The sequence below is a fragment of the Rhodococcus sp. NPDC060090 genome, assembly GCF_042729855.1.
In the GTDB taxonomy this organism is placed as follows: Bacteria; Actinomycetota; Actinomycetes; order Mycobacteriales; family Mycobacteriaceae; genus Rhodococcus.
Map to the genome: position 1 here is coordinate 10893 of NZ_JBHWXB010000002.1, position 12779 is coordinate 23671.

At 64.7% G+C, this 12779-nt stretch carries 12 protein-coding genes and 1 pseudogene; all 13 read right to left on the reverse strand.

The features are described from left to right. Positions 1-10: 10 nt before the first annotated feature. The 13 genes and pseudogenes from ACFWCF_RS02415 to ACFWCF_RS02475 all read right to left on the reverse strand — a co-directional run bounded on the left by ACFWCF_RS02415 (position 11) and on the right by ACFWCF_RS02475 (position 12709). The gene (locus ACFWCF_RS02415; RefSeq protein ID WP_378556741.1) at positions 11-1189 is read right to left on the reverse strand and encodes a lipid-transfer protein; all 1179 of its coding nucleotides are present in this window, start codon (positions 1187-1189) and stop codon (positions 11-13) included. Next, the gene (locus ACFWCF_RS02420) at positions 1189-1644 is read right to left on the reverse strand and encodes a MaoC family dehydratase (RefSeq protein ID WP_378556744.1); all 456 of its coding nucleotides are present in this window, start codon (positions 1642-1644) and stop codon (positions 1189-1191) included. The genes ACFWCF_RS02415 and ACFWCF_RS02420 overlap by 1 nt, the downstream gene beginning before the upstream one ends. Then, the gene (locus ACFWCF_RS02425; RefSeq protein ID WP_378556747.1) at positions 1641-2753 is read right to left on the reverse strand and encodes an acyl-CoA dehydrogenase family protein; all 1113 of its coding nucleotides are present in this window, start codon (positions 2751-2753) and stop codon (positions 1641-1643) included. Before ACFWCF_RS02425 ends, ACFWCF_RS02420 begins: the two co-directional genes overlap by 4 nt. Continuing rightward, positions 2753-3691, reverse strand: a complete 939-nt coding sequence (locus ACFWCF_RS02430; RefSeq protein WP_378556750.1) for a bifunctional MaoC family dehydratase N-terminal/OB-fold nucleic acid binding domain-containing protein — start codon at positions 3689-3691, stop codon at positions 2753-2755. The genes ACFWCF_RS02425 and ACFWCF_RS02430 overlap by 1 nt, the downstream gene beginning before the upstream one ends. Further along, positions 3688-4854 carry an acyl-CoA dehydrogenase family protein gene (locus tag ACFWCF_RS02435; RefSeq protein WP_378556753.1) on the reverse strand — a complete coding sequence of 389 codons (1167 nt, stop codon included), beginning with the start codon at positions 4852-4854 and terminating at the stop codon, positions 3688-3690. The genes ACFWCF_RS02430 and ACFWCF_RS02435 overlap by 4 nt, the downstream gene beginning before the upstream one ends. A gap of 315 nt (positions 4855-5169) precedes the next feature. Further along, on the reverse strand, positions 5170-6843 hold the full coding sequence (locus ACFWCF_RS02440; protein WP_378556756.1) for an AMP-binding protein: 1674 nt from the start codon (positions 6841-6843) through the stop codon (positions 5170-5172). Between the two features lie 157 nt (positions 6844-7000). Continuing rightward, a pseudogene (locus ACFWCF_RS02445) lies at positions 7001-7212 on the reverse strand (CstA-like transporter-associated (seleno)protein). Positions 7213-7216: 4 nt separating this feature from the next. Then, positions 7217-7420: a hypothetical protein gene (locus ACFWCF_RS02450; protein ID WP_378556759.1), complete on the reverse strand. Its 204-nt coding sequence runs from the start codon at positions 7418-7420 to the stop codon at positions 7217-7219. Between the two features lie 33 nt (positions 7421-7453). Further along, a complete protein-coding gene (locus ACFWCF_RS02455; protein ID WP_378556762.1) occupies positions 7454-8260 on the reverse strand; it encodes an ATP-binding cassette domain-containing protein in 807 nt (268 codons plus the stop codon). Further along, on the reverse strand, positions 8257-9312 hold the full coding sequence (locus ACFWCF_RS02460) for an ABC transporter ATP-binding protein (protein WP_378556765.1): 1056 nt from the start codon (positions 9310-9312) through the stop codon (positions 8257-8259). Before ACFWCF_RS02460 ends, ACFWCF_RS02455 begins: the two co-directional genes overlap by 4 nt. Further along, positions 9299-10186, reverse strand: coding sequence for an ABC transporter permease (locus ACFWCF_RS02465; RefSeq protein ID WP_378556768.1), 888 nt, complete (start codon positions 10184-10186; stop codon positions 9299-9301). Before ACFWCF_RS02465 ends, ACFWCF_RS02460 begins: the two co-directional genes overlap by 14 nt. Then, positions 10183-11124: an ABC transporter permease gene (locus tag ACFWCF_RS02470; RefSeq protein WP_378556771.1), complete on the reverse strand. Its 942-nt coding sequence runs from the start codon at positions 11122-11124 to the stop codon at positions 10183-10185. The genes ACFWCF_RS02465 and ACFWCF_RS02470 overlap by 4 nt, the downstream gene beginning before the upstream one ends. Positions 11125-11167: 43 nt before the next feature. Next, positions 11168-12709 carry an ABC transporter substrate-binding protein gene (locus ACFWCF_RS02475; RefSeq protein ID WP_378556774.1) on the reverse strand — a complete coding sequence of 514 codons (1542 nt, stop codon included), beginning with the start codon at positions 12707-12709 and terminating at the stop codon, positions 11168-11170. Between the last annotated feature and the right edge of the window lie 70 nt (positions 12710-12779).

Below are 12779 nucleotides of genomic sequence, written 5' to 3' on the forward strand. Positions count from 1 at the left end.
GTGGTTCGGGTCAGGTGGTGCCGAGAATCAAGCCGCTGGTGGGAACCGCGGTTCCCGCCGTGACGATGACGTTGTCGATGCTCTCGGGCTGGTTGGTGGATGTGCCGCGCAGCAGGCGGACGGCTTCGGCGATGCCGTTGACGCCGTGCAGATATGCCTCACCGACCTGGCCGCCGTGCGTGTTGCTCGGAAGCTTGCCGCCGATCTCGAGGTTGCCCTCGCGAATGAAGTCCTTGGCTTCGCCCACACCGCAGAAGCCGAGTTCCTCGAGCTGCGGGAGCACCAGCGGAGTGAAGTGGTCGTAGAGGATCGCGGCATCGATGTCATCCGGCGTCAGACCGCTCTGGCCGTAGAGCTGACGCCCGACCAAACCCATCTCCGGGATGCCGGCGATGTCGGGTCGGTAGTAGCTCGTCATCATGTGCTGGTCCTTGCCGCTGCCCTGCGCGGCTCCCTTGATGATCGCGGGCTTGTTGCGCAGGTCCTTGGCGCGCTCGGCCGAGACGATGACGAGCGCCTGACCACCGTCGGTCTCCTGGCAGCAGTCGAGCAAATGCAGCGGCTCCGCGATCCACCGGGAATTTTGGTGGTCCTCGAGCGTGATGGGCTTGCCGTAGAACCATGCGGCAGGATTGTTGGCAGCGTGCTTACGAGCCACCACGGCAACGCGGCCGAAATCCTCACTCGTCGCACCGTATTGGTGCATGTACCGGCGGGCGAACATCGCGACCCACTGGGCGGGCGTCGCAAGGCCCTGCGGGGTCAGCCACGCGTAGGCCGCACGGTCCGCGGTGGAGTCCATCGGACGGTCGTGCTGTCCCGCGCCGAAGCGCATTCCGGAGCGTTCGTTGAATGCGCGGTAGACCACGACGACGTCGGCGACGCCGGTCGTCACGGCCATCGCGGCCTGCTGCACCGATGCGCACGCCGCACCGCCGCCGTAGCCGATGCGGGAAAAGAACTTCAGCTCCCCGAGCCCGCAGTTGCGGGCGACGAGGATCTCACCGTTGGTCTCCATCGTGAAGGTCGTCAGACCGTCGACCTCGGACGGGTCGATGCCTGCGTCTGCGAGAGCCGCGGTCACGGCCTCGCACGCGAGCTGGAGTTCCGAGCGGCCGGACTTCTTCGAGAACTCGGTGGCGCCGATGCCGACGATCGCGGCGGCACCCGAGAGCGGGCTGACAGCCATCAGGCGTCCTTCCCTTCACTTGCGGCGGGGTACGCGACGGTGACGGTGCCCGCGAGGTGGCTGCCGAGGCTGTTCGCGCCCTGCACCTTCACCTCGACGAGGCCGTTCTCCCTGGAGACCACCTCGCCGGTCATCGTCATGGTGTCGCCCGGGTAGTTGGGAGCGCCGAGGCGGATCTTCACGCGGCGCACCGACACGGCAGATCCGGCCCAGTCCGTCACGAATCGTCCGGCCAGGCCGTTGCTGGTGAGGATGTTCATGAACACGTCCTTGGACCCGCGCTCACGCGCCAGGTCGGGATCGTGGTGCACATCCTGGAAGTCGCGGGTCGCAAGCGCGGTGGCCACGATCAGTGTGCGGGTCAACGGGATCTCCAGCTCGGGCAGCACCTCGCCGACCGTGATGTCGTCGTAGCTGCGCCCGTTCAACGCAGGTGTGGTGGCGGTGGCGGTCATGCGACCACCTCGACACCGGCGGCGAGCTGTGCACCCAGACGGGCGAGGTCGGACGCCGATCCGCCGAGAGTCGCGCCGATCTGCTTGCCCCACAACAGGTGCCGGTGCACCGGATAGTCGCTGTCGACACCCATGCCGCCGTGGACGTGTGTGGTGCGATGCACGACGCGCTGACCGCCGTCGGTGGCCCACCACTTCGCGACGAGCACCGACGTACCGAGTTCCTGACCTTCGGCGAGCAGCCACGCGGCCTGCCAGAGCGTCACACGCATCGCCTGGAGGTCGATGTAGCAGTCGGCCAGTTGGTGGTTGACCGCCTGGAACGTCGCAAGGGGGCGCCCGAACTGGTGCCTGCCGTTGAGGTAGGTAACGGCGTGCTGCACGGCGCCGTCTCCGACACCGAGAGCCATCGCGGCCAGCGCGAGTTCGACCCGGTCGAGCAGCCACTGGGCGGTGGTGCCGTCGGCGGGACCGAGCAACTCGGCGGGAGCGGATGCCAACGTGACGTTGCCGCAGATCTCCCAGTTGGTCGACTGTGTCTGCTCCACCGACACGCCGTCGGCGGCGAGGTCGACGAGGAACAGCGCCGCGCCGGTGGGCGTGGTCGCCGAGACGATCGCGCGATCCGCCACATGGGTGATCGGAACGACGGCCTTGGCTCCGGTCAGAATCCAGCGGCCATCATTCTCGGCAGCTGTGGTCTGCGGGTCTCCCTCGGTGTACGGGCCGAACTCTTCGAGTCCGATCGTGAGGAACCGGCTGCCGTCGGCGACGCCCGGGACCAGCGCAGTGCGCTGCTCGTCGGTGCCGAACTCGGCGATCGTGAGTGCGGCGAGCGTCGCCTGCCAGATCGGCACGGGTGCGACGTGGCGGCCCTGCTGCTCGAGCAACACGTACAACTCGGACAGGCCAAGTCCGCCGCCGCCGAGGTCTTCCGGCAGTGCGATGCCGAGCAGCCCGGTGTTCGCGAGTTCACGCCACAGGTCGCGGTCGATGCGCTCGTCGCTCAGTTCGACCCGCTTGACCCGATCGATGTCGGCCCTGCTGGTGAAAACCTCATCGGCGAGGGTGCGAATTGCTTCTTGCTCTTCGCTGAAGTTGAAGTCCATCAGTGCTCCTCCCGTGCAGCCGGCCGGAACGCGGGCAGCGTCAGATCCGGGTCGGCGTCGATCCAGTCCAGTTCCACCGGCATGTCGATCTCGACCTCGTCCGGCGTCACGCCGGTCATGTTCGCGATCAGTCGGGTGCCCTCTTCGAGTTCGATGGTCGCCACGATCAGCGGGTAGTCGAATCCGGGGATCTGAGGATGGTGGTTGACGACAAAGCTGTAGACGGTGCCGCGTCCCGAAGCGTCGACGGTGTCCCATTCGAGCGATCGGCACGCCCCGCACATGGGCCCGGTGGGATGCCGCAGCGTGCCACAGGTGCTGCACCGCTGGATCACGAGTCGATGTTCCTTGGCAGCTTCGAACCAGAAGAGGTTGTCGGCGTTGAGTGCCGGACGCGGACGCAGACCCTTCGACTTCTCAGCAGGCTTGGGTGCGAATCGCAGTGTGCGCCAACGCTGGGTAGCGACGATCTCGTCGTCACCGTTGCGGTACGTCTTCAGAGTCGTGACGAAGTGCCCGACACCCAGGCCGGTCTTCTTCTCCTCCGAGATCGATTCGATCACCTCGGTGAGCGACACCCGGTCTCCCGGACGCAGTTCCACGAGAAACTCGAAGTCCGAGTCGGTGGCGACGACGGATGTGAAGCCCTGGGCGTCGAACGTCGCGATCAAGTCCGTCCATACCTGCGACGGATCGTTGTTCGCCACCTTGTCGTTGAAGGTCCGCATGGTCCACACCTGCGCCATCAACGCGGGAGCCACGACTCCTTCTCGCCCGGTGGTGCGGGCGGCATCGTCGTCGAGGTAGATGGGATTGGTATCGCCCATCGTCTCGACCCAGTGCCGGATCATCGGGACGTTGACCTCGTCCGGTCCCCACGTGGTGGGGGTGAGTGTCTTACCCTCGAAAGCCTCGAGTGCGGCGAGGAAGTCGCTCACTTGACCCTCTTTTCACGCACGAGACCCAGGCCCATCGTGCCGACCATGTCGCGCAGTACCTCGTTGACACCGCCGCCGAAGGTGTTGACCATTCCCTGGCGGGAAATCTGCTCGATCTGCCCGGCCAGCAGCGCACCCGGCGATTCGGGACGGATCCGGCCGGAGGCGCCGAGGATCGCGAGCAGCGTGCGATACACGTCGATGTGGGTTTCGGTGCCGTACGCTTTCGTGGCGCCGGCGTCCGCCCCGGACAACGTGTCCGCAGCGACAGCCGCCGTCATCTTCCAGTTCAGCAGACGCATCGCTTCGAGTTTCGCGTGCGTGCGGGCGAATTCCTGTTGAACCCAAGGAATCTCGATAGCGCCGTTGTCCTTGGCCCAATCCAGAACCTGATGCCACAGTCCGTACGTGCGGCCGCCGATAGCGGCGAGGCCGACGCGCTCGTGGTTGAGCTGGGCTGCGATCAGCTGCCAGCCGCCGTTGACGTCACCGATGACATTGCCCTGCGGAATGCGAATGCCGCTGTAGTAAGTCGAAGTCACCATCAGGCCACCGACGGTGTTGATCGGGGACCACGAGAAGCCGGGATCGTCGGTGGGCACGACCAGGATGGAGATGCCCTTGTGCTTGGGAGCCTCGGGGGCGGTGCGGCACGCCAGCCAGACGTAGTCGGCGGTGTTGGCACCGGAGGTGAAGATCTTGTTGCCGTCGACGACCCATTCGTCGCCGTCGGCAACCGCGCGTGTCTTGAGCGAGGCGAGGTCGGTACCGGCCTCCGGTTCGGTGTAACCGATCGCGAAGACGATATCACCGGCGAGTATCCCCGGCAGGTAGCGTTCCTTCTGCTCCTGCGTGCCGTACTTCATCAGCGTCGGACCGACCGTGTTCACGGTGACGAACGGGAACGGAAGACCCGCACGTTGCACCTCGTCGAAGAACACGAACTGCTCCTCGATGGAGCGGCCCTGGCCGCCGTACTCCTCGGGCCATCCGATGCCGAGCCAGCCGTCCTGGCCCAACAACTTGACGACCTCACGGAAGTGCTCGCCGCCCACACCCTGTTCACCCGCCCTGCGGCGCTTCTCCTCTGGCAGCAGGCTCGCGAAGTACGCGCGCAGTTCCCTTCGCAGCTCCAGCTGCGCCGGCGACTCCTTCAACTCCATCGTTGCTCTCCCATTCGTCGCTATACGCGAATTCGGACGCACGGACCGATTCGTGTCGAGGCTTGTCCGATCTCGGTGACCGGTAGTTTTCGCACTACGACGCTGTGGCGCCGATGACATGCGCGATTCCACTGAGCGGGCTCAGGGGCGGGTGCGGGCACGGCGTCGAATCCCTGCCCGACGATCGCGTCGGTGCGGGCGGGTCCGTCGTCGCCGAACCCGACACCAGGTTGATGAGGACCCCGGTGCCTCGCTCGACCACCACGACTCGCGCCGGTCACGACGACGACCGGGCGATCGCTGTTCTGTCCCGCGTCAGACATCGAGGAACCTCTGTCGACCTGACGCCACGAACTGAGCTTCCAGTTCACTCTTGTCTTCGTCGGACATCAGCGCGTAGGTGGGTGCGCCTCGCCCCTCCCAGCGGTACACAGGCTCGTCGCACCGCCACAATTGGGCCTGTAGCTCCCGTTTGAGCACCTTGTTCGATCCGGTGACCGGGAGGTTGGTCGACAACCGAACGAAGCGGGGTGCGGACTTGGTGCCCAGATCGTCCTGGACGGCGAGGAATCCGGCGAACTCCTCTGGATCGAAATCTGTCAGGTCGGAGATCTCGAGCGCGGCCATCACCTGGTCACCGGAGCGGGGATCCGGGATCGAATAGACCCCGGTTGCGATGACCTTCGGATGCCGGCGCATGACCCGCTCGATCATCAGGGCAGAAGTGTTTTCGCCGTCGACGCGGATCCAGTCGCCCTTGCGTCCCGCGAAGTAGATGAATCCGGCCTCGTCGATGTAGCCGAGATCTCCGGTCCAGTACCAGCCGTGTTTGATCCGGTCGGCGATGGCCTGCTCGTTCTTGTAGTAACCCTCGAACCGCTCCGCGCCGCCCTTGTCGACCATCTCGCCGATAGCCTCGTCCGGGTTCAGAACACGGTCGTGCTCGTCGAGCTTCGCCCGTGCACACTCGACCAGCGTATCCGGGTCGACGACGGCGATCTCGCCGTGAGCGGGCCGCCCCAGTGCACCCGCGGGAGCATCGGGATCGAGCTTTACCGAGCCCGCGCCCTCCGAGGAGCCATAGCCCTCGAACAGTTCGGCGCCGAAGCGACGGACGAACTCAGCCTTGTCCTCGGGAGAGGCCTCGGTGCCGAACCCACGAACCAGCGTGTTGTCGATATCATCCGGCTGCTCGGGTGTCGCCATCAGATACGACAGCGCCTTTCCGACGTACGTGAAAAATGTTGCACCAAAAAACTTCACGTCCGGAATGAATCCGGACGCGGAGAACTTACGCACCTCCGGCAGGCATACGGTAGCGCCGTTCGCCAGCGCAGGTGCCCACAGCGCCATGAGCGCGTTGCCGTGAAACAGCGGCATGCAGCAGTAATCGACGTCCTCGCGTACGTGTCCATATTTCACGGTATTCGCGTACGCCAACCGGGCGAGCCTGCCCTGACTGCAGCGCACAGCCTTCGACATGCCGGTGGTGCCAGAGGTGAACAGCAGGAGATACAGCGAGGACTCGTCGATCGACGGATCCAAAGTCGGCTCCTCGACGGCGTACTCGGCAACACGGTCCGCGTAGGACGGGTCGTCGACGCGCACGAACCGATCCTCGGCCAGTCCGAGGTCGAGTCCCTGAAGCTTCTCCATGCCTTCGGCGTCGGTGACGATGAGCTGGCAATCCACGTATCGGAGCTCGGCCTCGAGTTCGGCGCCGCGACGGGTCGGGTTGATGCCAACGATCGTCGCCCCAGTCAGCGCTGCACCACCGAGCCAGAACAGGAACTCCGGGACGTTTTCGAGCAACACACCGATGTGGAACGGGCCGTTCTGGCGCAGTGACGCAGCGAACGCCCCTCGTGTCGCACTTTCACGGACTGTTTCGTCCCACGTCCAGCCCTGGTCTCTGGCCCGGGTGCCGGGGTGGTTGTCCCCTAAGCGGTCGAGCAACATCTCGGCGATCGTGGCGCGTTCCAACTTCACTCCTGGGTTCGACTTCCTACCGCGACGGTCACGACATACCCACCTACGGGCTCTCGGAATGCCGGTGGGCACACGATGATGGCGCTGAGGGCCACGCCAACCCCTCGTGCAAATAGGTTGTGCGGCACACTAACCCGGCTTTCCACCACCGTCGGCGCTAGTCCCGGTCAGTGGAAGTGCGTATGACTCCGACGACTGGCTGCATCGACCGTCTTGACCTCGGTTCGAAGATCCGACAACACCGAACACCGGGATTCGACTCGCTGACAGCGTGTCGCGCGCGCCAATACTCGCGTTCATTCAGGATCGGACACCCGGGTGCAGCCGTCGCCGCAGCGAGACGTACCACGCGTAGGTGTGGTCGCCCATCAACTCACCGGCCCACCACCACGCTCGACGGAGCTCGGTTCAGTTGCTCGGCGGTCTTCGCGGCTCTGACACCGTCCCGAGGTAGGTCGGCGATCTGAATCCGTTTGTCGTCGGACAGATACCGGGAACTGATCTCGCGGAAGGCGAGCCGGTCGAGCGGTGCGACGGTCTTGACCGCTATACCGTCCCGATAGATCGTGTACCGCACCTTCCCGACGCAACAAAGTCCTACTAGACGAATTCAGACTTGCCGCGCCGCCCGCGGAACCGGGACGGGAATCGCATCGAGCAGTTCCCGCGTGTAGTCCTCGCGAGGTGACCGATAGATCTGCTCAACCGTGCCCGATTCGACGACGCTGCCCGATTTCATCACCAGCACGCGGTCGGCGATGACCTCGATGAGAGCAAGATCGTGGCACACGAACAGGTAGGCGAGTCCGAGCTCTTCCTGCAGGTCGCGCAACAGATTGAGCACCTGGGCACGCACTGAGACGTCGAGGGCCGCGACGGGCTCGTCGCACACGATCATTTTCGGTTCGAGGGTCAAAGCCCGAGCGATCGCCACCCGCTGAAGCTGTCCGCCGGACAGCTCTGCGGGATACCTCCCGAGATAGCGAGCACCGATGCCCACCTTGTCCAGAAGTTCTCCGGCACGACGTCGACGAGCCGACCGATCCATATCGGTATGCACGATAAGTGGCTCGACGACCGCATCGAGCACCGTCATCCGAGGGTCGAGCGAACTGTGCGGATCCTGGAAGATCATCTGCATGCCGCGTCGCATTTCGCGCAGCCGAGCGGGTTTGGCAGCGAGCACGTCTGCCCCGTCGAACATGACGGTGCCCGAGTCCGATTCGATCAATCGAAGCACCACGCGCCCGACGGTGGACTTGCCCGCGCCGGATTCGCCGACGACGGCGAGGCATTCGCCGGCGTCGAGGGTGAAGGACACGTCGCGCACGGCGTGTGTCCATCCGGTGCGGCGGCCCAGTAGGTTCCGCCCGGTCGGGAACGACTTCGTCAGGTTCGCTACCTCGAGCAGGCTCATGATCCCGTCACTCCTTGCAGTTCCAGGTCGGTCACGCGCAGGCAGCGTGCGGAACGACCGGATGTGGTCCCGTCCAACGTCGGGTGGATGCTGTCGCAGAGACCTGTCCGGGCGTGGGTGCAGCGGTCGTGGAAGTGGCAGCCCGTGGGCCATTCACCCGCGGCAGGAATGCGCCCAGGAATCGAAGCCAGCCTCCGACCGGCACTCATGCCGGGTCGTGGGATGGACGACAGCAGTCCAGACGTATACGGGTGCTGCGGGGTGAAGAAGACGTCGTCGACCATGCCGTCCTCGATGACCTCCCCCGCATACATGACAACCACTCGCCGGCACAGTTCCGCCACGACACCGAGGTCGTGCGTGACGAACAGCAGTGCCACTCCGGTCTGTTCCTGCAGGTCCTGCAACAATTGCAGGATCGTCTTCTGCACGGTCACGTCCAACGCCGTCGTCGGCTCGTCCGCGATCAGCAACCGCGGGTTGCAGGCCATGACCATCGCGATCATCACGCGCTGACACATCCCACCGCTGAACGCGTGCGGGTATTCGCGCACCCGATCATCAGCACGCGGAATCTGCACCATGTCGAGCATCTCGACTGCGCGAGCCATTGCAGCCTTGCGATCGAGACCGAGGTGCCTGCGGACCGACTCTGCGATCTGATCGCCGACGGTGTAGGCGGGATTGAGACTGCGGATGGGCTGCTGGAAGATCATGCCCATTCCGGTGCCACGCAAAGCCCGCCATTCCGCCCGCGGGGCTGCCACCAGGTCACGCCCTTCGAATTCCACGCTGCCGCGGGAAATCCGACCGCCGGTGTCTCCGGTCAAACCCATCACGGCGAGCGACGACACAGTCTTACCTGATCCGGACTCACCGACCAGAGCGACCGATTCACCGGCTGCGACGTCGAACGACACGTCCTGCACGGCAGTCACCCATTCCTTGCGGCCGGTGCGGAATTGGACCGTCAGGTCGCGCACCCGAACCAACGGCGAGGTGGAGTCCGGCTGGGTCTTTTCGAGATGGGTGAGTGTGTCAGTTGCCGCCATGTCGACTCCTCGTCAGAGCGCGGCGAACTCCGTCGCCGAGATAGGTGAACGCGAGCACGGTCAGGAAGATCATCACGCCAGGCGGCCACACCAGGTACGGGGCGAGCTGCATGTTCGACGCGGCAGTGCTGAGCATTGCTCCCCAGCTCGCGGCCGGCGGCGCCGCACCGAGCCCAAGGAAGCTCAGGCTCGCCTCAGCCGCGACCGCGGTGCCGAGCGACACCGAGATCACCAACACGATCGGCGGCATCACGTTCGGAAGTATGTGTCGGGAGATGGTGCGGAAGGTACTGCATCCCAATGCAACCGACGCTTCGATATAGGTGTCTCCCCGCACGTCCATCGTCGAGGCCCGTGCCACCCGGAAGAACCGGGGCGCCATCACCAAGCCCACTGCGAGCATGGCATTGGTGATACCCGACCCGAGGACCGCGACGATCGTGATCGCCAGGACGAGCGACGGAGCGCTCATCAACGCGTCCATGATGCGGGTGAGCACGGTGTCCACCCAGCCGCCGCGATACCCGGCGACCACACCCAGCGGAAGCCCGAGGACGAGCGCGAGCGCGACCGCCTGCAGTGAGGCCTGCAACGAGATGCGGACTCCGAAGATCAGCCGGCTCAATACGTCCCGTCCGTAGTCGTCGGTACCCAGCCAATGCGCCGACGACGGCGGCTGAAGGCGGTCGACGACCTCCTGGGCGTACGGATCGTATGGTGCCACGACTGGCGCGAAGACAGCGAGAACCACGAGCAGGAGCACGAAGGCACCGGCGATCACCGTCACCGGACGTCGTCGGACGAATCCTGCTACACGGGCGAGCATCCCCGTCGAATGCTCGACGTTCACGGTGTCGGACAGCGTCGATGTCATGCGCGCACCTTCGGGTTGAAGTAGCCGTACGAGACGTCGACGAGCAGGTTGACGATCACGACGACGCATGTGGTGAACAGGACGAATCCGAGCAGCACCGGAACATCGTGGTTTTGCACACTATTGACCGCGAGACTGCCCATTCCCGGCATGTTGTAGATGATCTCGATCGTCACGGTACCGCCGAGGACCTCCGCGACACGGAAGCCGAGAACCGTGACCACCGGAATGCACGCGTTCTTGAGGCCGTGTTTGAGGACGACACTCGCCGGTGCGAGCCCACGGGCCTTGGCGTTGAGAACATAGTCGCTGCTCATCGCCTGCCCGAGTGCGGAACGCAATTGCACCGTCACCTCTGCCGCCGGTAGCAGCGCCAGGGCCACACCCGGCAATACCAGGTGCTGGAACCACGGCACCACACCGTCCGCAAGCGGCGCGTAGCCGAATGCCGGGAAGATCTGATTCGACACCGCGAACACCGAGACCAGTACGAGCCCGAACCAGAATGCGGGGATGGCGATCGCGACGGAGGCCACGACATTGATCGCACGATCGAGCACCCCGCCTGGGCGCAGCGACGCCAGCACCCCGAGTACGACCCCGATCACCACGGCCAGCACCATGGCGAACGCCACCAGCGACAGGGTCGTCGCCATTCGTCGCAGGAGCAGTTCACCGACCGACTGATCGGACAGCAGAGAGGTCCCGAGGTCGCCGCGGAGCACGCCCCCGACCCAGTCCAGATAGCGGACGAACACGTTCTGATCCAGGTGCAGGCTCGCCCGTAGTTCTTCGAGTCGCTCCGGGCTCGGGTTCTCGCCCGCGAGAATCACTGCGGGATCCCCCGGCGCCAGGTCGATCAACAGGAATATCAGCAACGGCACGATCAGCAGCAGCGGAATCGCTGCCAGCAGTCGCCGCCCGGCGTACAGCAGCATCGTCGAACCCTTCCACGTATCAGTGTGTCGTTGTCCGCGTGCTCTACTCGGTCATCCCGACGTGGCGGACGTCGAAGATTCCCAGATCTGCCCAAGGCATGTCGTCGACGCCGGTGACCTTGTCGGTGGACACTGTCGCATTGGTTTGATTGCAGATGGGCACGAACATCGCCTCCTGCAGCGTGAGATCCCAGATCTGCTGGTACAAGGGTGCACGCTCCCCGTCGGCGAGCGACGGGTCCGCGGCCTTGTCCGCAAGCTCCTTGATCGCCGCATTGCCGTTCGACAGGTCGTACGGGCCCGTGACGAAGGTGTTGACCGTCTCCGCAGGATCGACCTTGGGGCTCAGGCTGTTCGCAACCATCGACTGGAAATCACCGGCGATGTACCGCGGTTCGTTCTGAACGTTCGGAACCGGATTGAGTTCGGCGGTGATCCCGGCATCGTCGAAGAGAGACTGGAGGACATTCGCGGTCTTCTCGGTGTTGGTGCCGGAGGCGAACGTCAGGGCGATTTCGGCACCGCCGGCTGCCTCCACGAGGCCCCTGGCCTTCTCCACGTCATACGTGTACGGGTACTCGTACGAGTCGTCCACCGACCAACTCCCGGCCGGATACAACTGACGGCTGGGTGTGCATGTGCCCGAGAACAATGCGCTGACCGCGTCCGGGTCGATTGCGGTTGCCACCGCTTGACGTACCTCAGGCTTCGTGAGATCACCTTGTGCGCGCATGTAGAGCCCGAGAACGTTCCGGAACTGAACCTCGTCGACGGCGAACGCACCCGACCGGCCCAGTCCCTGAGCTTCGACGACCTCGTTGGCAGAACTGACCCAGGTCAGGTCCGTCGCACCCGTCTTGATGCCGTTCATGCGGGTACTGGCATCCGAGATCGCCTCGAACTCGATCGCCTGGACCTTACCGGCTTCGGGGTCCCAGTTCGCGCCTTCGGCGCGTGTCAGCGACAAGGACTCCTCCGGGATGTACTCGCTCACGAGGTATGCACCCGACCCGCTGGCGCCAGGATCGTTGCGCAGATCCGCACCGGATTCGATTGCCTTGGTACTTACCATCATTCCGACGTTCGTGGTGAACACGCCCGGAAGTTCCACACCGGTTCCGGGTACGAGTAGGAGACGGACCGTGTGGTCATCCACGATGTCGACGCCGGTGATGTCACTCAGCGCAGCCGTGACAGTACTGCCTTCCATGGTTTTTCCGCGCTCGATGTTCGCGGCCACGGCTGCAGCATCGAACGGCACACCGTCGTGGAAGCTGACATCCGTCCGCAATTTCAGCTCGAGATACGAGCCGTCCGGCGCGAACTCCCAGGATTCGGCGAGCGCAGGCTGCAAGGCTCCGTCACCGTCGACCACCGTCAACCGATCGAACACCGGCGTGATGTAACCCCACCCGCCATAGCTGGTCTGTAGGTACGGGTCGAGATTGCGAGTGGGCGCGCTCGCAGTGACCCGCAGGACGGCGGCGCTGTCGGGTGCGCCGGTGGGGCCACCGGCCGTCGTCGAGGACACACCCCCGCCACCACACGCCACCAGAGCCAGGGTGCCGACGGCAGAAACAGCCATCAAACGCGACATTCGAATCCAACTGTGCCTCATATGTGTCCTCTCGAATACCCGCGATCCGGATGGCCGT